Origin of the sequence: Streptomyces sp. SID14515, assembly GCF_010548505.1 — a bacterium.
Taxonomy (GTDB): domain Bacteria; phylum Actinomycetota; class Actinomycetes; order Streptomycetales; family Streptomycetaceae; genus Streptomyces; species Streptomyces caviscabies.
Genome location: NZ_JAAGMH010000040.1, coordinates 166,475 through 189,681 on the forward strand (window position 1 = coordinate 166,475; position 23,207 = coordinate 189,681).

Genomic DNA, 23,207 nt, shown 5'->3' on the forward strand with positions numbered 1-23,207 from the left:
GATTGAAGTCGTACATAGGAATCACGTTATGAGGTCCCGCCTATGCCCGAGCGTCTGACCGCCACGCCGACTTTCCAACTGCTTCCCGCACCCCCTGACCTGCCCGAACCTCTCCCGGAGCCGAGCGTGGAGGAGCTGCGCCTGGAAACCGTCCTCGGTGCCCTCAGCGATCCACTGCGTCTGACGATCGTCCGCAAGCTGCTGCTTGAGTCCGAAGAGTTCGATCACACCTGCGGCTGGTTCGGCTTCGACCGCCCCAAGTCATCGCTGACCCACCACTTCAAGGCGCTGCGCGAGGCTGGGATCACACGCCAGCGCCAGTACGGCCTGGAACGCCGCAGCCACGTCCGTATCGACGATCTCGCCGCGCGCTTCCCCGGTCTGCTGGAACTCGTCGCCGACTCGACTCACCAGGTCTGACAGGACCGGATCTCTCACGCAGCCGAGCGAAGGGGCCCGCTCCGGGGCGGGATACTCGGCCGGATCCGGACCGCGGCGCACAGCTCCCCACTGGGCGTGCTGCCGAGAACGAAAGGGGCGGGACCACCATGGGCAGCAGCGCACGTACTGAACCGACGTATCTGGTGTTCAGCGACGTCGACGAGACGCTCATCTCGTGCAAGAGCATGTTCGACTTCCTGCACTTCGCACTGGTGCGACTCCACGGCACCGAAGGCGAAACGCTGTACCGTGCCACCCGCGCCCACCTCGACGCGATGTCCGCAGCCGGTGCGGCCCGGGAAGACGTCAACCGCGCCTACTACCGGACCGCCTGGGCCGGCTACTCCGTCCAGCGACTCACCGACCTCGGCCGGGCCTGGTACGAGCAACGCACGGCACAACCCGGCTTCTTCATCGACGAGACTCTTGACGCGCTGCGCCGCCACCGGGAACAAGGCGCCGACATCATTCTGATCAGCGGGTCCTTCGCTCCCTGCCTGACCCCTATCAGCAGCGCGGTGAACGCGACGCGCCTCCTGAGCAGCGAACCCGTCATCCACCGGGGCACCCTCACCGGCGACATGGCATCAACCATGATCGGAGAGGGCAAGCGTGCCGCCGTGCTGCGCGTCCTCGCCGAACACCCTCACCTCGGCCCCGAGACTTGCTATGCCTACGGAGACCATCCCTCCGACATCCCGATGATGGACTGCGTCGGCAACCCCCGCGGCGTGGGAGGAAACCCCCGGTTGCGCGCCTACCTGGCGGAACGCGCCCAGGCGGCACACGAATGACGTGGCGCACGCTGGAGCACCACCACGACCTGCACGTCCGGAGCAGTCGCCATCGGACCGACCGCACCACTCCTGTGCCATCGAATGCCGCTGGGTCTCAGAACATCGAGTGCCGCTGGGGCTCAGAACAGGGTGCGTGAGCCCTCCGGTACGCCCATCGCCTCGAACAGCGCGTCCGCCCGGTGTCGGCAGTCGGCGGCCTCAGTGGGTTCCTGTGCCTGTGCGTGGGCCTTGGCCATGCCGTCCAGGGCGAGTGCTTCCTCGAAGCGGAAGCCGATGCCGGCCGAGAGGTCCCGGGCCTGCCGGTGGTGGCGGAGGGCTTCCGTCGGTTCGCCCAGGGCGCGGTGGACCCGGCCCGCGGCGTTCATCACCGCCGCCTGTCGTACGGCCACATCCGCCTGTTGCACCAGGGCCCGGGCGCGGTCGATCAGGGTGAGTGCCGCGTCCGCCCTGTTGAGCAGGGTCATGACATCGGCGGTGCAGGCCAGGACGAACGCCGTGTTGGCGGGGCTGTGCACCTGTTCGCAGAGGTCCTGGGCGGCCGTGAGCAGCTGCACCGCCTCCTCCGGGTTGCCCAGCGCGGTGCGGGCGAGGGCCAGGTGGGTGAGGCCGAGGGCGGAGTTGTGGGTCTCTCCGGTCGCCTCGAAGATCTTGATGGATTCCTCGGCGGCCTCCGCGGCCTCGATGAACCGGCCGGTGCGCAGGCGGACGGAGCTCAGGATGTTCAGCGACGAGGCCAGGCCCCGGACCAGGCCGAGCCGCGCCTCCATCCGGGCCGCCTCCTCGGTGTGGCGGAGCGCGGAGGGGAAGTCTCCGAGGCTGTTGTAGTTCTGCCCCAGACCGCCCAGGCACGCCGCTTCGGCGCGTTCGTCGCGGAGCTCCCGGGCGAGGCCCCTGGCCTCCTCCAGGCAGGCCACGCTCTCCCGGAAGCGGCCCAGCGGCCACAGGTGCATGGCCAGGTTGGTGAGGTTGAGCCGCAGCAGGGCGACGTCCTCCAGCTCCCGTGAGGCGTCGACCGCCCTGCGGTAGGCGGTGCAGGCCATGCGCGGGTAGTTCCTGATGTCGGAGTGGAAGCCCAGCTCGCGCGGCAGGGTGGCCGCATGGCGCGGCAGCCCGTGCGCGTGGGCGACCTCGACCGCGGCGAGCAGGTCGTCGCGGTGCAGGTCCAGCCAGGCCAGCGCGTCGTCCCTGCTGCCGAAGCCGGGGTGCAGCGAGCGGCCCGGGGGCAGGAAGTCGCCGTAGGGGACCCGCTCCGGGAAGAGGGTGGCGTTGGCCCGTTCCGCCGTGTGGACGTAGTGGTCGAGCAGCCGCCGGGTCGCCGCGGCGTCCTCCGCCGCGGTGCTCTCGTCGGACAGGCCGCCCGCGAAACTACGGACGAGATCGTGGAGGGTGTACCAGCCCGGCCGGTTCTCCTGGAGCAGATGCGCGTCCGTGAGGGCTTCCATCAGCTGCTCGGCGTCCTCGGTGCCCGTGCCGAGCAGCGCCGCCGCGTCCTCGGTCCCGATCACCCGGCCCGGGTGCAGGCTCAGCAGGCGCAGACCGGTGCGCTGTTCCGGCGGCATGGAGTCGTACGACAGGCGCAGCACCCCGGCCACGCTGCGGCCGCCGGAGCTGAGCTCGGCCAGCCGCCGTGCGTCGTCGTTGAGCCGTTCGACGAGCCGCCGCACCGTCCAGTTGGTGCGGTTGCGGAGCCGTCCGGCGGCGATGCGGATCGCCAGCGGGAGGCGGCCGCACAGCCGTACGAGTTCGATCACGGCGTCCGGCTCGCGGTCGACCCGCCCGGCCCCGACGATCCGTTTGATCAGCTCGATGCCGTCCTGCTCGGGCAGTACGTCGAGGGAGAGCCACTCGACGGCGTCCAGGTCGACCAGGCGGGGGCGGCTGGTGATCAGGGTGAGGCAGTGCGGCGAGGACGGGATGAGGGAGCGCACCTGCTCGGAGTCGGCGGCGTTGTCGAGGACGACGACGAGTCTGCGCCGCCGGGTGACCGACTGCCACAGCGCGGCCCGGCCCGCGGCGGTCGCCGGCAGTTCCGTGCCCGACACCCCGGCCATGGCCAGCAGCGCCTCGTGGGCGGCCGACGGGGAGAGCGGTTCCTGGCCCGGGGTGAACCCCCGGAGGTCGATGAACAGTTGACCGTCCGGATACCACTCGGCGAGCTGCCAGGCCGCGCGCGCCGCCAGCGCGGTCTTGCCGCTGCCGCCCATGCCGTCGATGGCGACGATATGGGCCGACTGCCCCCGGGTGCGCTCCGCGGCGTCCCGGATCCAGTCGAGCTCGGTGGCCCGCCCGGAGAAGTCCTGCAGGCCGTAGGGCAGGGTGTTGGGCTCGTCGGCCTCCACGGCCACCGGCCCCGCGGACCTCGTGTAGCCCGGGTGGCCCGCCGTCCCCGGTCTTCCCGCGGTGCCCGCCGTCCCCGGTCTTCCCCCGGTGCCCGCCGTCCTCGGCGTCCCCGCCGGTCCGGCCGTCTCCGCCGGTTCCTTCGGCGCGGGCGCGGGCGGTACGGCCGCCGGGTGGCGGAGCGGGGCGAGGTCCGGGCTCTGCCGCAGGATGCGCTCGTACAGACCGCACAGCTCGGCGCTGGGGTCGATGCCGAACTCCTCGGCCAGCAGTGTCCGGGCGCGCCCGTACTCCTCCAGCGCCTCCGCCTGCTGACCGGTGCGGTAGAGCGCCAGCATCAGCTGGCGGCGCAGGGTCTCGCGCAGCGGATGCCGCTGGACCAGGGTGCGCAGCGCGCCGATGATCTCGGCGTCCTTGCCGGCGTCCAGCCGCAGCTCGAACAGCTGCTCCGTGGCGCCGAGATGCTGCTCCTCCAGGGCCGCCGAAGCGCCGTTGATCACCGGGCCGCCCTCGCCCGCCAGGACGGGGCCGCGCCAGAGTTCGAGGGCCTGGTGGAGGCAGTCGGCGGTGGTGGCGGACTCGCCCCGCGCCTTCGCCTCCCGGGCCTGCCCCAGCAGGGCCAGATACCGGCCGAGGTCGACCTGCTCCGGGGTGACGCAGGCCCGGTAGCCGGGCCCGTCGGTGACGATGGTCTCGGGGCCGTACGGGATGTTCTGCCGCAGCTCGGCTATGGCCTTCCGCACCTGGTGAGCGGCGCTGCTGGGCGGCTCGTCGTCCCAGCCGGCGGCCACCAGCCGGTGCACCGGGATGACGCGGTCGGCTTCGAGCAGCAGCATCGTCAGCGTACGTTCGCGCAGCCGCCCGCCCAGCCGTAGCGGATGCTCGCCCTGCCACCCCTTCAGGGCGCCGAGGATCTGGAAAGTCGGCTTCGTGAGCGTCCCCGTGCGTGCTCTTTCGCCCATGGTGATGTGCTGCCCCCCGCAGATACGTACCATCCAACGTGAGGATCGAGCCGCACCGGTGTTGTGTCAACCGCGCCTCGACCGAGCAGGGTTGGGGCGCGCGAGGGGGCGCACGGGGCCGGAGGCGAGGGCCGGGCCGCTCAGCCGTTGCCCTTGTTGTCCTCCAGCTTGCCGTCGTCACCGGCCGCCGCGGCCGCCTGGGTCGAGGAAGCCGACCGGGCGTCCGTCGCCTCCGCGCCGAACGGGGCGGCGCCGCCCCAGATGAGCACCGCTGCCGCGGCGAGTGCTACGAGCCCTGCGAATCCGGTGGTACCGCGCATTTTCTGTTCCCCCTGTGGGTGTCGGTCGTGCTTCGCAGGAGGAAGACTGCCGGGCGCCGTTCCCGTTCCGTTCCCTTCTCGACACCCGGCGCCCCACCATGATCGACCGGTGCCCGACGCGTCGGGTCCGCCGCCGGCCCGCCTACCGGGCGTCGGGCTCCCTGCCAGGGCGTACGTCCGTGCGGAGCAGCGTGCGGACATGGCCCACCCGCCGGGCGGTCTCCCGCGGCGAGCCGCCGGTGACCACCACATAGCCGTGTCCGGTGTCGGCCGTTGCGCCGTCGTCGGCCGCCGGGGGCACCACCGCACCGGTCCCGAACGGGAAGCGGACCGCGTGCACGTACGGCAGGACGCTGATGCTGTCGAGCCCCGCGACGGACCACAGCCGGCCCGTCGGCACCCGGAAGAAGCCGATCTCCGCACAGCGGTACGGGGGCGGCAGCCGGGCGGGCTCGTCGTGCCACGGGCCCCCGTTCCCGTCCCGGGACAGCACGACGCCCCGGGAGAGTTCGATCAGGAACGGGATCCTGGCGCCGCCGTGCCCGGGCCCGGCCCGTACCGGCACGGGCCCGCCGGATGTGTTCACGAACTCGACATGTACGGGCCCCGTGCGATGGCCCGCCCGCCGCAGCAGGGCGTGGGACTGCTCCTCGGCGGCGGCCCGGTCCGGATCGGGCAGCGGCGCCGGATGTACGTATCCGGCGGGCCGCCGGGCCGTGACGCCGAGGGTGAGATGCCGGCCGTCCAGGGAGAGCGTGCTCACGCTGAACTCCCCCTTTGGCGGCGGTGCTTCGGCGTGCCCGCGCCGCTGGGAACGTACGGCTTCCATGAGCGGTCCGGAGTTCTGACACGGGATCACGGCTGTCCGCTCCCCGCCCCGGTGTCCGGCGCCTCGTGCGTCGTCGGCCCCGGCTCCCCGGGGCCCTCCTCCGGTACGGCGCCGACGGCCTCGTCCGGCCAGCGCAGGATGGCGGGGGCCAGCAGGATCGTGGCGGCGAGGTGGACGGCGCCCCCGGCGATCCAGGGCGCGGCCAGGCCGAACTCGGCGGCGACGAACCCGCCGACGAAGGCCCCCAGCGGCAGCGCCCCGAAGCAGACCATGCGCGAACCGGCGCTGACCCTGCCGCGCAGGTCGTCCGGGGTGAGGCGCTGGCTGACGGATGCCGCCATCACGTTCCACACCGCGAGACCGGCGGACCAGACGCAGAACAGCAGCACGACCACCCAGGGCTGACGGCCGATCAGCCCGATGGCCATCAGGCTGAGCGAGCTGCCGAGCGAGACGGTGACGGCCACCTTCCGCGCCCCGAGCCACCGGACGATCCGCTCGCTGACGAGCGCGCCCGCCACCCCGCCGGTCGCCATGGCGGCCAGCAGCAGTCCGTACCCCATGTCCCCGACGCCCAGGACCTGCTGGGCGAAGAGCACCTGGATCGACAGGGCCATCAGCGCACCGAAGTTGGAGACGGCGGCCATCGCCACGATCACGCCGAGCACCCGGTGCCGCATCACATAGCGCAGCCCCTCCGTCGCCTCGGCCAGCAGCTTCGGCCGCTCCCGGCCCTTCTCCAGGTCCGGGCGCTCCGGCTGGAACCGGCCGTTCGCGCCGTTGATCCTCATCAGGAGCAGCAGCGAGGCCAGATAGGTGATCGCGTTGAACCACAGCGGCAGCGGCAGGGCGAAGGCGAACAGCGCGGTGCCCAGCGGCGGTCCGGCGAACTGCTTGCCGATCGTCTCGGCGGTCACGATCCGCCCGTTGGCGGTCTCCAGCCGGCTGCGCGGCACCAGGTTGGGGATCATCGCCCGGCTGGCGCCGGTGAACAGGATGTCGCCGGTGCACAGCAGGAACGCCAGCAGATACACCATCCACAGCTGGACGAACCCGAAGGACGCGAGCATCGCGAAGCAGAACAGCAGCCCGCCCTGGGCGGCCTGGGTGCGGAGCATCAGCCTGCGGCGGTCGAAGCGGTCCACCAGCACACCGCAGGGCAGGGCCAGCAGCAGCCAGGGCAGCTCATGGGCCACGCTCACCCAGGAGATCAGCCGGGGATCCTCGGTGATCTTGCTGGCGAGCAGCGGCAGCGTCGCGATGATGACGCCTTCGCCCAGCGTCTGGACCGAGTAGGCCGACACCTGGAAGTTGTAGTCACGGCCCAGCCGGTGGCGCTGCTTCTTCGTGGGGGGAGAGGGGTCGAGCACGTCGGATGTCATCGGGTGGCACCTCCCGCGACGGTCGCGGTCGGCGCGCCCGTCGCGTCGTCGGGGCAGAGGAACAGTCCGGCGACGCGCCGCTGTTCCAGAGGGATGTCGGAGGGGGCGCCCACGGGGACGAGCCGGCCGCCGCCGCCCGCGTATCCGGAGGGCAGGTAGAACATCCCCCAACAGGCCTCCCAGTCCGCGGTGCGCCCGGTGGCCGGGTCGTACAGCCGCTCGGCGCGGGGTACGACGCGCCGCTGCACCACCGCTCCCCCGGCCGCCGCCGCGCGCAGCGCCCGCCACCACGCGTCGTCGTCGCTCTCCCAGCCCCGGACGATGCCCTGGCCGCCGAAGCCGGTGTCGGGCTTGAGGATGAGGCGCTCGCGCTCGTCGCGCAGCTGCCCGGCCAGCTCCCGGTCCCCGTCCAGGGCCGCCTCGTCGGGCAGGGCGCGGGTCCAGGGCAGCCTGCGGTCCACGACGCGCCGCTCCTCGTCGCTGAGGTGGCCGCGCAGCCGGGGGTCGGAGAGGTGGGCGAGGAAGCGTTTGTTGTCCCCGGCCTGCGGGGTGATCCACAGGGCCACCCGGCCGTCCTCGTGGGCCTCGAGGAGGCGTTCGGTCTTCTCCGTGTTCTCGGCGTCCGCGGTGACCTGGTCCAGCGAGAACACCCGGAAGACCACGTCCACCGGTACGTCCCCGAGCAGCACCCGGCCGTCGCGGAAGGCCACGTCGGTGATCTCGCCGAGGTGGCAGTCGAGACCCCGCAGCCGCAGCGCCTCCGTCAGGGGGCGCCACGCGTCGCCGTACTCCGCGAGCCCGCCCGGACCTTCGAGGACCGCCACCACCGGGTCGTGGCCGGAGGTGACCGGTGCGGCCACCTCCCGCAGGGCGTCTGCCAGCATGCCCACGGTGTCCGTGTGCCGCAGGCCGTGCGTGCCGGCGAACTCCCGGAACCGCGGGAACTCCCGCAAGGCCTCCGGGAGTTCGCTCACCCAGTGGGCGCCGCCCGCGTCGCTGGAGGCGTTCACCTCCAGGACCTTCAGCGACTCGCCGTCGTGGTAGGCGTCGATGCGCCCGAAGGGCGGCGCGGGCCGGGTCCGGGGGCGGCACATCATCCGGGCCTGCACCTCGGGAATGCCGAGCTCCGTGGCGAGCCGCCGGGGGTCGCCGTCGAAGAGCCGCAGATGCGCGGTGGTGAGCAGGCCGACCAGGATCATCAGGTCCTCGCCGAGCGCGCGTATCTCGCCGGCCCCCAGCAGCAGGGGCCGGGAGAGGCGGGGGACGCCGAAGGTGTGCAGCCGCTCGAACCGGCCGCTGTTGAGGTCGATCTGCGCCAGTTCGCTGCCGGGGCGGGCGAGTTCCCGGTCCAGGAGCTCCGTGGTGCGGGCCGGTGTCTGGGTGGTCGCGATGGTCGTCATCATCCTTGCGGCGTCCGTCGTCGGGAGGGGGAGGTGGTGGGGCCGGGCTGTGCCACGCGGTGGTCGATGACCGGGCGGATCTTGGCGCTGACCGGGTTCCGGGGCAGCTCCCCCTCGGCCAGGCACTCGACGACCAGCTCGAAGGCGGACAGGCTGTCGTCGTACAGCTGCTCGTCGCTCAGGGCCGGAAGCGTGCTGGTCAGATGGGCGCGTACGCGGGCCTCGTCCAGCGGCTCCGGGGACTCGGTGCGCAGAATCAGCGTCTCCCGGTGCTCCCGGGTGACCAGTTCGAGCTGCAGCTGCGAGACCTGGAAGGTCTCCAGGGCCGCCAGGACCTCGTGGTGGTGGACCGTGCAGGACTTGAACCGGAGCAGTCCGTCGGAGCGGCCCAGGTACTCCAGGACGCGGCCGGACACGCCGCAGGCGCAGTCCCGTTCGACGATCCGTCCGACATCCCCGATCCGGTAGCGGATCAGCGGGCCCTCGAACTTCTGCAGGCTGGTGACGAGCAGTTCCCCGCTCTCGCCGTCGGGCAGCGGCCGGCCCTCCTCGTCGACGACCTCGATGAGGTTGTAGTCGTCGTTGAGATGGTGCAGCGTGCCGCCCAGTTCACCGCACTGGTAGCCGAGCTGGGCACCGTCGTTGGCCGCGAGGATGCTGGTGATCTTCCGGGTGCCGAGCTCCGTGCGCAGCCACTCCTTGTCGGACTCGGTCATCGCCGTGCCGCCGTAGATGACCGTCTCGATGCGCAGACCCGGGTGCTGCTTCTTCGCGTCGCGCAGCAGCGGCAGGATCAGCGCGGGCTGGCCCAGCAGGACGTTGGCGTCGAAGTGGTCGACCAGCTTCAGCAGCAGGTCGACGGTGATCTGCTGGCCGGTGGAGTACGCCTCCACCGGCAGCCGGGTCAGCTCGCTCGCGCTGGTCAGCAGCCCGCCGTACATGCTGCCGCCGATCAGGGTGTTGACGACCCGGTCGCCGTTGCGCACGCCCAGCTCCCGCAGGACGGGCAGCGCCTCGCGGACCATGTTCTCCCAGTCGGTGCGGGAGAAGACGACATAGCGGGGCTCGCCGCTGGTGGCGCCGCTGCGCAGCACCTCGCCGCTGGGGCGGGCGCCGCTGGACAGGTCGGCGGAGCGCGGCAGGGAGTGCGCTTCGAGCAGGTCCTTGGTGAGCACCGGGAGCCGGTCCAGCTCCGCGGTGCCGCGCACCCGGGGCAGGTCCCGGTAGTACGGGGCGCGGCGGGCCGTGCCGAGGAGATAGCGCAGCTTGGCGTCGAGCCGCTCGGTGCGCTCGGGGTCGGCGTTGCGGACGGCGGCCAGCGTGGTGCCGGGCAGATACACCCGGCGCAGCAGGCTCCGCGTCCAGTCGTCGCGGGCGTCGAGGGCGCTGACGGGCGCCGGGAGGCCGTCGCCGGCGGCCGGGACCGCGAGGCCGATGGCCGGTTCGCCCGGGGTGCCGGACGGGGCGTACAGCTGCTCGTCCCACCAGGCGGGAAGCGGCTCGCCGCCGGGCACGGGCACCAGGTCGGGCACGGTGACCGGTAGCCCGTCGGCCGGCGCGTCCGGGCCGGCGACCCGGCCTTCGGGCAGCGGCAGACCGGTGCCGCGCAGGGTCTCCAGCACCTCCTGCCACAGGGCGGGGCGGCTGCTGCGGATCACCACGGTGTTGCCGGTGGCCCAGGCGTACAGCAGGCCGCGCAGGGTGTTGCCGGGCCGCTGGTCGTCGAGGACGACCGCGCCGGCGGGCCGGAGTTCGTACACGTCGTTGGTGTCGGCGAGGGGCTGCCAGGGGTACTGGCTGAGCCCGCCGAGCAGTGCGTCGAGCGCCTCGGCGAGCGGTGCGCCGTCCAGCAGGGGGACGAGGGCGTCGAGCTTCTCGCGCCGCAGCAGTGCGGTCAGCGGGGCCGCCGCCTCTTCGACGGCGAGCAGCAGGTCGGTGGGGTAGTGCCTCACAGGGTCGCCTCCGCCCGGGCCGGTTCCTGGTGCGCGGTGTGGTGCAGGGTGATCCGCCGGGCGCAGGTGCGCAGGAAGGCGCCGAGCTTCTCCGGATCGGTGTGCGAGGCCTCGACGAACACCGGAACCTCCCATTCCTGGTACGTGACGTGGTCGGGGAGCGGCCGTCCGGGGTCGAGCAGATGGACCCGGTCCACGCACGGATCGGCGCGCAGCTCGTCGGGTATCCCGACGCGGACCGTGCTGCCGGCCGGCAGATGGTGTCCGGGCAGCGCCACCCAGCCGTGGTGGAGCCCGGAGGCGGCGTCCGGCCGGGGCCGGGGCAGCCCCAGGCGCAGGGCGATCTCGTGGCTGGGCAGATGCACCCCGGTGTGGCGGTGGTGCATGGTGACGATGCCGCCGCCGCCGACCCGGTTGGCGATCTCCAGGAAGACGGTCTCGCCGTCGGCCGTGGTGAAGAACTCCAGATGGACGCAGCCCTCGGTGATGCCCAGCGCCTCGACGACCCGGGAGGTGAACTGCCAGTGCTCCTCGGTGCGGTGGATCTGGTGTGATCCGAGCGGGCTGCCGTCGAGGTACTCGGCGGGCTTGTTGACGTACCGGCTGACCACCAGATCGGTCAGGACGCCGTCCGTGACGAGCCCGTCGGCGTGGTGGAGTTCGCCCTCGACGTACTCCTCGATCTGGTAGTCGTGCGGCTCGGGCAGCCCGCGGTACGCGCCGAGGGCCTCACGGGCGCTGTCGAAGATCATCACGTTCTCGCTGGACGCGCCCTGCCGGGGCTTGACCACGGTCCGGCCCTGCCACGGCAGCGGGCCGCGGGACGGCGGCGCGTCCACGAAGCGCGGCAGCCGGATCCCGGAACCGCGCAGGGCCTCCTTCATCAGGACCTTGTCCCGTACCAGCCGGATCCGCTCCTCGGAGGGGCCGGGCAGCCCCAGGTGCTGTCGGACCCGGGTGGCTTCGAGGATCCCGAACTCGGACAGGGCCAGCACCTTGTCGAAGCCGTCGGCCGGGCCGGTGCGCGCGGTGATCCCGGCGACCAGGTCCTCGTCGTCGCCGAGCACGACGCGCTCGCACCGCAGGGTGTCGGGGAGGTTCTCCATCGCCGTGGCGCGGCCGATGTAGGTGACGTGGTGCACGTCGTGGTCGATGCCCCGGTCGTACGAGATCTTCTGGTACGGAACCTGATGGATGACAAGAATCTTCAAGGGCGTACTCATGGGCGCACGGCTCTCATCCTTGGTGTTCGAGGGCGGTGATCCCCCAGCTGAAACCCATGCCGCTGGTGGCCAGCAGGATGAGGTCGCCGGAGCTCAGAAGTCCGTCGTCGCTGAGGTCGCGCAGGGCGATGAAGGGGTCGGCCCCGCCCATGTGGCCGAACCGGTGGTAGTTGAAGACGCTGCGGGACGCCGGGACGCCGAGCTCGTCCAGCAGCCGTTCGTGCATGGTGCGGTCGCCCTGGTTGATCAGCAGCCGGTCGACGTCGTCGATGTCCCGGCCCAGTTCCTTCAGGGTCTGCCGGACGAGATCGGTGAAGGTGCGGACATAGGCGTCCGCCAGGCCTGAGCGGTGCGGGCCGCGCCGGATGACGACCCGGTCGTTCCGGATCTCGCCCTGGTAGTAGTCGGACCAGCTGGGGTCGGTGCGCATCGCGGAGTGCAGGACCCGGAAGGTGGTGGCGGCGTCGCCGTCGGCCGCCAGCAGCAGTGCGGCGGCCGCGTCGCCGAAGTTGAACAGGCCCTTGGACGCCGGATCCGCGTGGTCCACCATCGTGCTGAGCCTGTCCCCGACCAGCACGAGCGCGTACTCCCCGGGCCCGAGCGCCGGGTTCTGGGCGGCCAGCCACAGGGCCGCCGCCCCCGCGTTGCAGAAGTTCGCCACCTCGAAGCAGTGCGCGTCGCCGATGCCCAGCCGGTCGGCGACCTTGGCGGCCGGCGACCAGAAGGGCCGGTCCCAGGCACCGGATCCGGCGTAGAGGACCTGCCGGATCCGGTGCGGCGGGGCCGCCGTACGGTCCAGCACCGTACGGGCGGCCCGCACCGCCAGCTCCCAGGCCGGCTCGCCGTCGCCCAGCACCGGGAAGCTCTCGGTGTGGGTGATCCTGGCGATGTCCGCGACGGGGACACCCGAGGCGCGGTGCATCGCGTGGATGTCGGCCGTCGCGGACGGGAAGCTCACCGCGAAGTCGACTATGCCTCCCACGGCTCGGCCGCATCGATGCTCACCCGGTGCACGGTGCGGACGGCGTCCGGCGCCACCGCGGTGGCCGCGTGGTAGGTCGTCTCCGTCTTCCAGACCACCAGGTCGTCGGTGGTCCAGCGGTGGGTGTAGACCCGGTCCGGGTCCTGGATGAGGCTGTCCAGCAGCGCGAAGAACTCGGCGTTCTCGTTGGCGTCGAACCCGATGACGGAGTCCATGTACTCCGGGGCGCCGTAGAGGTACTGGCGACCGCTGGCCGGGTCGCGCTTCACCAGCGGGTGCTCGACCTTCGGGTACTCCTGGTCGACGAGCGCCCGGAACTCGGCGATGGACAGCCCGACATGCTCGCTGCCGATGCGCTGCCGCTTGTTCACGGTGTGCAGGGCGGTGCGGTCGGCGATCCGCTGCTTCCACTCCTCGGGCAGCCGGTCGTACACGTCGCAGGCGCTGGCGTACAGCGTGTGGCCGCTGGTGCTGGGCACCTGCACCCCGTGCAGCATCGTGTACGGGGCCGGGTTCTGCTGGTACGTGGAGTCCTGGTGCCAGAAGTTGCCGACGCGGGCCACGCCGATCGGCTTCTCGGCGCGGGTGGCGTTGGAGGAGATCATGATCTCCGGGAACTCGGGGTGGCGGTACTTCGCCATCAGGAAGGGCTTCGGCGTGCCCAGCCGGCCCGCGAGCTCGACCTGCTGCTCGGGGGTGATGCGCAGGCCCCGCACCACCACCAGCTCACGCTGGTGGACGATGTCGACGAGGGTCTGCCACACCTCGTCGCGCTTCAGGTCGTCGTAGGTGACGCCGAGCATCACCGAGCCGATGAACGGCGTGAGCTGCTCGACCTGTACAGGGGTGGTCGTAGACATGGTGAAGGTGTTCCTTTCCTCGGACAGCGGTTTCACGTGGCGGCGAGGCAGGTGTGCAGCGCCTCGGCGAAGCCCTCGATCTGCTCGGGGGTCCGGAAGGGCTGGACCGTGACCCGGAAGCGTTCGCTTCCCTTCGCCACGGAGGGGTAGTTGACGGGCTGGACGTAGATGCCGAACTCGTCGAGAAGTCGTCGGGAGACCTGTTTCACCCGTTCGCCGCCCGGCACGATGATGGGCACGAGATGGGTCGGGGCGGTGATGAAGTCGATGTCGCGCCGGGCCAGTTCGGCGCGCATGCGGTCGGCGTTCTCCCGCAGCGTCTTGCGCAGCAGCCGGCCGGTGTCGCCGCCGATGATGTCCAGGCTGCGCACGGTGGCGTCCAGGCTGGAGCGCGGGATGGTGGTGGTGAAGATGAAGCCGGGGGCGTGGGAGCGTACGTAGTCCAGGGCGTCGTCCGGCCCGGCGACATAGCCTCCGGTGGTGCCCACGGCCTTGCCGAACACCCCCTGCACGAAGGTCGCGCGGTGCTCGCCGATCTCCTCGCAGATGCCCGCCCCGGTCGGTCCGTTGACCCCGATGGCGTGGGTCTCGTCCAGATAGGTGAGGGCGTTGTAGCGCTCCGCGAGGTCGCAGATCTCGCGGATGGGCGCGATGTCCCCGTCCATCGAGTACACGGACTCGAAGACGATCAGCTTGGGCCGTTCCAGGGGGTAGCCGGCGAGCAGCTCCTCCAGGGCGGCCAGGTCGCTGTGGGCGAACACGTGCCGGGTGTTCTTGGTCGCGCGGATGCCCTCGATCAGCGACCGGTGGTTCAGCTCGTCGGAGAGGACCACGGTGTCCGGCAGCGCCTTCAGCAGGACGCTCAGCGTCTCGAAGTTGGCGACGTACCCGCTGTTGAAGACCAGCGCGCGTTCCTTGCCGTGCCACTCGGCCAGCTCCCGCTCCAGCCGGGCGTGCGTCTCACTGGTCCCGGCGATGTTGCGGGAGCCGCCGTTGCCGACGCCGTGCTCGACGGTGGAGGTGATCTGCGCCTCCATCACCTCGGGGTGTTGGCTCATGCCCAGGTAGTCGTTGGTGCACCAGACCTGGATCCGGCGGCCGTCGTGCATGGCGTGCCCGCGGTCGTGGGCGATGTAGGAGCAGGGGGTGAACTCCCGGTAGAGCCCGGCGCTCCTGAGCTTTTCGAGCTCGGCGCCGAGCCTGCTGAAAGCGGCCGGGGAGCGGGCGACGAGCGATGACGCGGCCATGGTTTCCCTTCGCTGTTCCTCCCGGGTCTGTCCTCCGGGGCGTGAAAACAGCGTGCAGGGGCCTCTTCCCCCCTCGGTCCCGTCCGCTTCCCCCGCCGGTACCGAGAACGCCCCCGCCCTGTACGGGGCGGGGGCGGGGGGCGTCGCGGAGGGGCCGGAGGGCGCGTCGGGCGCGTCGGGCGGGCTTCAGATCAGCTCGCGTACGGTCCGCCAGGCCGCGTCCCAGTCGTCGGCGAGATACATGTGTCCGCCCGGCCGGTCGACGGCGCGGAACGGCTGCGAGGTGTAGGCGGCCCAGTCCAGCCAGGGTTCGGTGGGCGCCAGGACGTCGTCCGTGCCGCGGATCGCGGTCAGGGGCACGGGCAGCGGTTCCGGTCCCCGGTCCGGGTCCGGGGCCAGCAGGGTGACGTCGGCGCGCAGGGCCGGGAGCAGCAGGGTGCGCAGTTCGGGGTCGAGCAGCGGGGCCAGGTCGCCGGTGAGGCTCTGGCCGGTGACCGAGCACAGGTCCGCCACGGCCTGTGCGTCGTCGGTGGCGGAGATCGGCAGCGGGCTGCGGTGGCGCGGGCTGACCGTACCGCTGACGATCAGACGGCGGGGCCGGGGGCCGCCCCGGGCCACCAGTTCACGGGTGACGCCGTGGGCCAGGGCTCCTCCGAAGCTGTGGCCGAAGACGGCGAAGGGCCCGGAGCCGACCGCGGCGAGGACCCGGTCGGCCGTGCCGTGCACGGCCGCCTCGAAGGTGGGGTAGAAGGGCTGGCCGAACTCCTCCTCGCGGCCCGGGAGTTGGATCGGTACGGCGGTCAGGTCCGGGGTGGAGAGCGCCTTCCAGCGCCGGTAGACGCCCGCACCCGCTCCCGCGTACGGCAGACAGATCAGCCGGGTGGTCACACGGCCTCCTGCGGCAGGCCCGTGCGGGGCTGTTCCAGGACGCGGGTGCGGTAGCGGATCGTGGTGCGGTACGGCTCGTCGTGGGCGAGGAGTTCGCGGTGCAGCCGGGCGATCCGGTGGTGCGGTACGCCGGGCCACAGGTGGTGGACCGTGTGGAAGCCGTCGCCGTGCGGGTGGAAGAGCAGCCGCTGGCGGAGGCCGATGTTGCTGACCGTGCCGCCGAAGACGGTGTCGGCCTCGCGGTAGACGTGCTCGTTGGCCTCGCCGACGAAGCGCAGGGCGGGCAGTCCGACGAGGTGGGTGGCGAGCCAGCCGAGTCCGGCGGCGAGCGCCCAGCCGGCGCCGCCCATGAGCTGGGCGGGCAGCACGAGGACCAGGGCGCACCACAGGAAGGGCAGGGCGGTGGTGAGGGGCGCGGATCCCATGGATTCCAGCCAGCCGCGCTGGTAGGCGCCGAACCGCCGGATCATGCCGAGGGTGTACGGCAGGACGCCCGAGCGGTCGAGGTTCTCGAGGTCGAGTTCCTCGTAACGGGTGCGGTCGGGGTCCTCGGCGGTGCCGAAGCGTCCGTGGTGCAGCAGATGGCTCGTCCGGTAGTCGGCGATCCGCGCGCCGGTCGGCGCCCCGGCCAGCACGGTGGCCAGGATGTCGCCCGCCGTGCGGTGGCGCCGGCTCCAGTTGAAGTGGGACGCCTCGTGGACCAGGCATTCGAGCGCGCGCAGCTGGCGCGCAGCCAGGAGGACGGCGACGGGGAGCGCGAGGGCGAGCGCCCACCAGCCGGCGTCGCGGACGGCCGGCGAGGTGGCCGCGAGCAGCAGGACCACGACGCTCAGGTGGTCCAGGACGGCGGTGCCGGTGGTCCGCCACAGCCGGGTCGTATGCGCCTCGGCGATCGCGTCGCGCAGCTGCGACGGGTTGCGGTAGCCCCTCTTGTAGGCGGTCTCGGGCAGGCCGAGATGAGCGCCCGGTGGTGACGAAAGCATGGAAATCCCCCATGGTGCGGTGTAAAAGGGCGGCGGAGGCGCTGGGCTCTCCGCCGCCCGTGGTGCTGGTGAGAGGCGTGCGCTCTAGCGGCGCAGGGTGCGGCTGCGGCGGACGATGCGCGGACCGTCGTCCTCGGCCGCAGCGGCTGCGGCTGCGTCCGGTGTGCCGGCCGTGTCGACGACGGCGGCGAGCCCGGCGACCGTCGGAGCCTGGAAGAACTCCTGGACGGTCAGCGGTACGCCGAACCGGGCGCGGATCCGGGTCAGGGCCTGGATCGCCAGGAGCGAATGCCCGCCCAGCGCGAAGAAGCTCTCCTGGCGGCCGACCCGGGCCAGCCCGAGGAGCTCCGCCCAGATCTCCGCGACCCCGCGTTCGGTGTCCGTGGCGGGTGCCGCGTACGCGAGACGGGTCGGGCGTACCCCGAGGGCGAGCAGGGCCCTCTTGTCCACCTTCCCGTTCGTCGTCAGCGGCAGCGCGTCGAGCACGCGGTACGCGGAGGGCACCATGTAGTCCGGCAGGGCCGCCTCGGCACAGCCGCGCAACTGCGCCTCGTCGGGCGCGGGCGCCCCGGCCTCCGGGACCACGAAGGCGATCAACTGCCGTCCCACGGACGGGATGTCGACGGGCAGGACCCGGGCCTGGTCGACCGCCGGGTGCGCCGAGAGCGCCGCCTCGATATCGCCCAGCTCGATCCGGAAGCCCCGGATCTTCACCTGGTCGTCCGTCCTGCCGTGGAACTCCAGCATCGCGTCCCGCCGCCAGCGCGCCAGGTCGCCCGTGCGGTACATGCGCGAGCCGGGCGGACCGAACGGGTCGGCCACGAACCGTTCGGCGGTCAGCCCCGGGCGGCCCAGATAGCCGCGCGCCAACTGCGCCCCGGCCAGATACAGTTCGCCGGTCACGCCCGGGGGAACCGGCTGGAGCCGGGCGTCGAGCACGTACACCTGGACGTTCTCGATCGGCCGCCCGATCGGCGTACGGTCGTGGACGTCGACGCAGTCCATCACGGTGACCGCGACCGTGCTCTCGGCCGGGCCGTAGCCGTTGAAGAACGTGCGTCCTCCGGCGGTCCACTGCGGGACGAGGGAGCCGGCGTAGGCCTCCCCGCCGACCGAGACCAGACGCAGTCCCGGCAGCCGCTCCGGATCGAGCAGCGGCAGCATCGCCGGCGGGAACTCCGCCACGGTGACGCCCGTGGAGCGCATCAGCTCCGTGAGCACCTCCGGGTCGCGGCGCTCCTCGTCGGAGGCCACCACCAGGGCGGCGCCGGAGAGCAGCGAGCAGTAGACGTCCTGGGCGTGCACGTCGAAGGTGGGCGCCGCGAAGTGCAGGAGCGTGTCGGCGTCGGTCACCTCGTACCGGCGGGTGAGCGCGTGGAAGAAGCTCACCACCGCGTGGTGCTCCACCAGGACGCCCTTGGGCAGCCCGGTGGATCCCGAGGTGTGCACCGCGTACGCCGCATGGCGCCGGGTCAGCGGGCGCACCCGGTCCGCGTCGGCCGGATTCGACTCCTTGCCCGGGGTGTCCACCAGGGCGGCGACCGACTCGACGGTGAACACGGCCACCGGCGCGGCGTTCTCCAGCGTGGCGGCGGTCCGGGCGGCGGGCGCGGCGGGGTCGATCGGCATGTAGGCGGCGCCGGACTTCAGCACGCCGAGCATGGCGGTCACCATGTCCGCCGAGCGCGGCAGCACCAGCGCGACCAGGTCCTCGGGGCCCGCGCCGGCCGCGATCAGATGGTGCGCCACCCGGTTGGCGCGGGCGTTCAGCTCCCCGTAGGAGATCGTCCGGCCGGCCCAGATCAGGGCGGGGGCCTCCGGGGCGCGCGCCACCCGCTCCTCGAACAGCTCGACGAGGGTGGCCGGGGCGACCGGGCAGGTCCGGGAGTTCCGCGTGACGAGCAGGTCGTCGCGCTCCTCGGGGGCCAGCAGGTCGACGGCGGCCAGACGGCGGCCGGGGTCGTCGGCGAAGGCCGCCAGGATCCGGACGAGCCGGTCGCCGAAGTCCTGCGCGCTGGCCTCCTCGAACAGGTCCACGCTGTACTCGACGTAGCAGTCCAGACCGTCGGGGGCGCCGTCCGGGGTGTGGCTCTCGGTGAGGTCGACGTGCAGGTCGAACACGGCCGAGTCCAGGTCGAGCGGGACCGGCTCGGCCCGTACGCCCGGCAGGTCGAGCAGGTCCTCGGTGTCGTTGTGCAGGGTGAGCATCACCTGGAACAGCGGGTGGCGGGTCATGGAGCGGACCGGGTTGAGCGCCTCGACCAGCCGCTCGAAGGGGATGTCCTGGTTCTCGTACGCGGCGAGATCGGTGGCCCGTACCCGGCCCAGCAGCTCCCGCAGCGTGGGGTCGCCGGAGGTGTCCGTGCGCAGTGCCAGCGTGTTCACGAAGAAGCCCACCAGCTCGTCGAGCGCCTCGTCGGTGCGGCCCGCGATCGGGCTGCCGATCACGATGTCCGTGCCGCCGCCGAGCCGGGTCAGCAGGGTGGCCAGGCCGGTCTGGAGCACCATGAAGAGGCTGGTGTCGGTCTCCTCCACGCGTTCCAGGAGCCGCCGGTGCAGCGGTGCCGGGATCCGGAACGGCACCGTGCCGCCCTTGTTGCTCGCCGCCGCCGGACGCGGCCGGTCCACGGGCAGCACGGTCTCCTCCGGTGCGCCGTCGAGCGCCGTGCGCCAGAAAGCGAGCTGGCGGGCGACCGTGCTGTGTGGGTCGTCCTCGCTGCCGAGGAGGTCCCGCTGCCAGAGGGTGTAGTCGGGGTACTGCACGGGAAGCGGCGGGAGGTCGGGCGCCGCGCCCCGGGTCCGGGCGCGGTAGGCGGCGGCCAGGTCCCGCCACAGCGGGCCCATGGACCAGCCGTCACCGGCGATGTGGTGGATCACCAGCAGGAAGACATGGGTGTCCGGACCGGTGACGAAGAGATGGGCGCGGACCGGCGGGTCGACCGTGACGTCGAAGCCCTCGCCCGCGGCCCGGGAGGCGGCGGCCGCCACCTCGTCGTCGCCGGTCTCGGTGACGACGAGCCGGGGGCGTGCCTCCGCCGGGTCCAGGAGCTGCTGGCGGGGGCCGTCGGCCGAGTCGGGGAAGACCGTGCGCAGCGTCTCGTGCCGGGCGACGAGGTCGCCGAGCGCCGCTTCCAGGGCCGCGTGGTCGAGCGGGCCGGTGAGCCGCAGCGCGGAGGGCATGTTGTACGCGGCCCGCTGGTCCTCGAACCGGTTGAGGAACCACAGGCGTTGCTGGGCGGACGACAGCGGTACGACGTCCGGGCGCTCCGCGCGGACCAGCGGCCGGCGCGCGCTGCCGGCCGCGTCGAGGGCCCGGGCGAGGGCCGCCACCGTCGGCGTCTCGAAGACCGCCCGGATGGGGAGTTCGATGTCGAGCTCCGAGCGGATCCGGCTGATCAGCCGGGTGGCGAGCAGCGAATGGCCGCCGCCGGAGAAGAAGTTGGCGTCGACGTCGTGCCACGGTCGGCCGAGCACCTCGCCGAAGAGGGCGCACAGCTCCTCCTCCCGGCGGCTCCCGGGCGCCCGGCCCGCCGCCTCCGGGGTGAAGGAGGGGGCGGGCAGGGCGCGGCGGTCCAGCTTGCCGTTGGGCGAGAGCGGGAAGGCGTCCAGGACGACGAAGGCGCTCGGCACCATCGCGGAGAGCAGGAACTCCTCGGCGTGGCGGCGCAGTTCACCGGTATCAGGGCTGCTGCCCGCGTCCGGTACGACGTAGGCGACCAGGTGCTTCCCCTCGGGCCCCTCGTCCCGGGCGAGCACCGCGACCTGGGCCACCGAGGGGTGCTTGGCGAGCACCGACTCGATCTCGCCCGGCTCCACGCGGATGCCGCGGATCTTGACCTGGTGGTCGGCCCGGCCCTGGAACTCCAGGGTGCCGTCGGGCAGCCGCCGGGCGAGGTCGCCGGACCGGTACATCCGGGAGCCGGCCGGCCCGTGGGGGTCGGCGACGAAGCGTTCGGCGGTGAGGCCGGGGCGGTCCGCGTAGCCGCGGGCGACGCCCTCGCCGCCGATGTACAGCTCGCCCACGACACCGGCGGGCACCGGCCGCAGCCGTCCGTCGAGGACGTAGACCCGGGTGTTGGCGACGGGCCGGCCGATCGGGGCCGCCACGGGCCAGTGGGCGGGGTCGGCGGGCAGCGAGTGGACGGTCGCCCCGTGCGCCTCGGCGGGGCCGTACAGATTGTGCAGCCGTCGGCCGTTGCCCGTGTGGTGGGCGCGGGTGCGGTCGTCGAGGGTGAGCGCCTCACCGGCCTGCTGGACGTCGGTGAGCGAGGTCAGCGCGAGCCCGAGCTCCTCGGCGGCCTCGTACACCGCGTCGATGACCGGGGCGGGCGCGTACAGCTCGTTGACCTGATGGCGGTCCAGCCAGCGGGCGAGCTGTTCGGCGCTGCGCCGGGTGTCCTCGGTGGGCACCACGAGCGTCTTGCCGGAGATGAGCGTGGAGAGGATCTCCTGTACGGAGACGTCGAAGCCGACCGCGGTGAACTGGGCCGTCCTGACGCCGGTCATGCCCGCCATGGTGTCCCGCTGCCACAGGATCAGGTTGCGGGGCCCGGCGGCCGGCATCAGGACGCCCTTGGGGCGGCCGGTGGAGCCGGAGGTGTAGATGACGTACGCCGTGTTCAGGGCGGTGAGCGGGGCGGTGCGCTCGGCGTCCGTGGGGTCGGTGGCCGGGCGGGCGGCGGTCTCCGCGATCAGCGCGGGGTCGTCCAGCAGCAGCCGCTCGGCGCCCTCCGGCACCAGGCCGGCGGTCCGGGAGTGGGCGATCGTCAGCGCCGGGGCGGCGTCGCCGAGGAGGTAGGCGACGCGGTCGCGGGGGTAGTCCGGGTCCACCGGGACGTAGGCGGCGCCGCTCTTGAAGACGGCGAGCAGCGCCACGATCATCTCCGGCGAGCGGGGCACCAGCAGCGCGACGGACCGCTCCGGGCCCGCGCCCCGGGCGATCAGGGTGTGGGCGAGCCGGTTGGCGCGCTCGTTCAGCTCGGCGTAGGTGAGGGTCTCCTCCTCGAACACCACCGCCGGCGCGCCGGGCGTCCGGGCGACCTGCTCCTCGACCAGGGCGGGCAGGGTCGCCCCGGCGACCGGAGCCTCGGTGGCGTTGTGGCCGGTGATCTCCCGCGTGTGCTCCTCGGGAGCGAGCAGGACGATGTCGTCGATGCGGGCCTCGGGCGTCGTCAACTGGGCGCGGAGCACGGCGAGGTAGTGGTCCGCCATCCGCCGTACGCGGTCCTCGTCGTAGAGGTCCCGGCTGTAGACGAACCGGCAGACGGTGGACTCGGGTCCGGCCTCGAAGTGCGCTTCGAGGTCGAAGCGGGTGACGCGGTCCTCGATCTCCAGGAAGCGCACGTCCAGTCCGGGCGCGCGGGGCTCCTCGCGCAGGTCGAGGTAGTTGCACATGACCTGGAAGACCGGGTTGAGGCCGGGGTCGCGGTCGGGGGCCAGCTCCTCCACCACCCGGCCGAAGGGCGCCTCCTGGTTGGCCTGCGCGGAGAGCAGGTTCTCGTGCGTGCGCCGCTGGAGTTCGGCGAGCGTCGCACCGCCCGGCACCTGGTTGCGCAGCGCCACCGTGTTCACGAAGAACCCGACGACGCCCTCGAACTCCTTACGGGTCCGGTTGGCGACGGGCGCGCCGACGATGATGTCCTCCTCGCCGGTGTAGCGGTGCAGCAGGACGTCGAACGCGGTGAGCAGCACGCTGAACGCGGTGACCCCGTCGCGTCGGCACACCACCTTCAGCTGCCGCTCCAGGTCGTCCGGGAGCGTGGCCAGGAGCGTGCCGCCCTCGAAGGTGGGCCGGGCCGGGCGGGGGCGGTCGGCGGGGATCCGCAGGACGGGCAGCTCGCCGGCGAGTTCGGTCTTCCAGTGGTCGACCTGGCGGCGCAGGTCGCCGCCCACGAGCGACTCCTGCTCCCAGCCGGCGTAGTCCGCGTAACCGAGCGCGAGGGCGGGCGGGGCGGCGGGCGTGCCGGAGACGCGGCCCTCGTAGAACTGCCAGAACTCCCGCGAGAACAGGCTCTCCGACCAGCCGTCGGTGACGACGTGGTGGAAGTTGAGGAAGAGGTAGTGGCGGCCTGTGCCGGGGCCGGACCGGAACACGGCGGCCCGCAGCAGCGGCCCCTCGGTCAGGTCGAACGGGATCTGCGCCGCGTCCGCCATCCGGCGCAGGATCTCCGCTTCCACCGCCTCGGGCGTGGCGCCCGGCACGTCGGTGCAGGCGATGTCGAGCGGGAGCGCGGGGGAGATCCGCAGCACCGGTCCGCCGTCCTCCTCGCCGAGGACGGACCGCAGCATCTCGTGCCGGTCGACCAGGTCCTGGAGTGCGCCGCGCAGGGCGTCGAGGTCGAGGGGGCCGTCGACGCGCAGGGCGAACGGGACGTTGTAGGCGGCGTTGCCGCCGTGCAGCCGGTCCAGGAACCACAGTTGGCGCTGGGCACTGGAGGCGGGCAGCGGTCCTTCGCGGTCCACCCGGCCGATCGCGCCGTCCGAGAAGACGTCCTTCGTGGAGGTGAGGAGCATGCCCAGGAGCTCGGCCTGGAGGCTCTCGGCGGTGTCGCGCGGTGCTTTGCCGGTGGCGTGCGGTGCCATGCCGGTGTCCTGCGGTGCCATG

15 protein-coding genes are annotated in these 23,207 nt (G+C 72.6%); 2 read left to right on the top strand and 13 right to left on the bottom strand.

Translation table 11 applies throughout. The annotated features are described in order from the left end of the window. Window positions 1-42: 42 nt before the first annotated feature. Window positions 43-420 (top strand): helix-turn-helix domain-containing protein, encoded by a 378-nt coding sequence (locus G3I54_RS08100; protein WP_164612491.1) that lies wholly within the window; start codon window positions 43-45, stop codon window positions 418-420. Between the two features lie 128 nt (window positions 421-548). Further along, entirely contained in the window at window positions 549-1,235 is a 687-nt protein-coding gene (locus tag G3I54_RS08105; protein WP_164612493.1) for an HAD-IB family hydrolase, read from the top strand. Window positions 1,236-1,357: 122 nt separating this feature from the next. Here the strand turns inward: G3I54_RS08105 and G3I54_RS08110 are convergent, their stop codons facing one another. The 13 genes from G3I54_RS08110 to G3I54_RS08170 form a co-directional block, all read right to left on the bottom strand. Continuing rightward, window positions 1,358-4,537, bottom strand: a complete 3,180-nt coding sequence (locus G3I54_RS08110) for a BTAD domain-containing putative transcriptional regulator (RefSeq protein ID WP_164612495.1) — start codon at window positions 4,535-4,537, stop codon at window positions 1,358-1,360. Window positions 4,538-4,677: 140 nt separating this feature from the next. After that, the gene (locus G3I54_RS08115) at window positions 4,678-4,857 is read right to left on the bottom strand and encodes a hypothetical protein (RefSeq protein ID WP_164612497.1); all 180 of its coding nucleotides are present in this window, start codon (window positions 4,855-4,857) and stop codon (window positions 4,678-4,680) included. Between the two features lie 142 nt (window positions 4,858-4,999). Next, on the bottom strand, window positions 5,000-5,620 hold the full coding sequence (locus G3I54_RS08120) for a hypothetical protein (protein ID WP_164612498.1): 621 nt from the start codon (window positions 5,618-5,620) through the stop codon (window positions 5,000-5,002). A gap of 92 nt (window positions 5,621-5,712) precedes the next feature. Beyond that, window positions 5,713-7,068 (bottom strand): MFS transporter, encoded by a 1,356-nt coding sequence (locus tag G3I54_RS08125; protein ID WP_164612500.1) that lies wholly within the window; start codon window positions 7,066-7,068, stop codon window positions 5,713-5,715. Further along, window positions 7,065-8,468 (bottom strand): hypothetical protein, encoded by a 1,404-nt coding sequence (locus tag G3I54_RS08130; RefSeq protein WP_164612502.1) that lies wholly within the window; start codon window positions 8,466-8,468, stop codon window positions 7,065-7,067. The genes G3I54_RS08125 and G3I54_RS08130 overlap by 4 nt, the downstream gene beginning before the upstream one ends. Continuing rightward, entirely contained in the window at window positions 8,468-10,420 is a 1,953-nt protein-coding gene (locus G3I54_RS08135) for a phenylacetate--CoA ligase family protein (protein ID WP_164612505.1), read from the bottom strand. Before G3I54_RS08135 ends, G3I54_RS08130 begins: the two co-directional genes overlap by 1 nt. After that, window positions 10,417-11,643, bottom strand: coding sequence for an ATP-grasp domain-containing protein (locus G3I54_RS08140; RefSeq protein WP_239144281.1), 1,227 nt, complete (start codon window positions 11,641-11,643; stop codon window positions 10,417-10,419). Before G3I54_RS08140 ends, G3I54_RS08135 begins: the two co-directional genes overlap by 4 nt. Window positions 11,644-11,656: 13 nt before the next feature. Further along, a complete protein-coding gene (locus G3I54_RS08145; protein ID WP_164612507.1) occupies window positions 11,657-12,625 on the bottom strand; it encodes a 3-oxoacyl-[acyl-carrier-protein] synthase III C-terminal domain-containing protein in 969 nt (322 codons plus the stop codon). Continuing rightward, window positions 12,613-13,485 carry a TauD/TfdA family dioxygenase gene (locus G3I54_RS08150; protein WP_164612509.1) on the bottom strand — a complete coding sequence of 291 codons (873 nt, stop codon included), beginning with the start codon at window positions 13,483-13,485 and terminating at the stop codon, window positions 12,613-12,615. The genes G3I54_RS08145 and G3I54_RS08150 overlap by 13 nt, the downstream gene beginning before the upstream one ends. A 32-nt stretch (window positions 13,486-13,517) precedes the next feature. After that, window positions 13,518-14,732: a 5-aminolevulinate synthase gene (gene hemA, locus G3I54_RS08155; protein ID WP_164612511.1), complete on the bottom strand. Its 1,215-nt coding sequence runs from the start codon at window positions 14,730-14,732 to the stop codon at window positions 13,518-13,520. Window positions 14,733-14,918: 186 nt separating this feature from the next. Further along, window positions 14,919-15,620: a thioesterase gene (locus tag G3I54_RS08160; RefSeq protein WP_164612513.1), complete on the bottom strand. Its 702-nt coding sequence runs from the start codon at window positions 15,618-15,620 to the stop codon at window positions 14,919-14,921. After that, the gene (locus G3I54_RS08165; RefSeq protein WP_164612515.1) at window positions 15,617-16,603 is read right to left on the bottom strand and encodes a fatty acid desaturase; all 987 of its coding nucleotides are present in this window, start codon (window positions 16,601-16,603) and stop codon (window positions 15,617-15,619) included. The genes G3I54_RS08160 and G3I54_RS08165 overlap by 4 nt, the downstream gene beginning before the upstream one ends. Window positions 16,604-16,687: 84 nt before the next feature. Beyond that, window positions 16,688-23,206, bottom strand: coding sequence for a non-ribosomal peptide synthetase (locus G3I54_RS08170; RefSeq protein WP_164612518.1), 6,519 nt, complete (start codon window positions 23,204-23,206; stop codon window positions 16,688-16,690). Window position 23,207 lies beyond the last annotated feature (1 nt).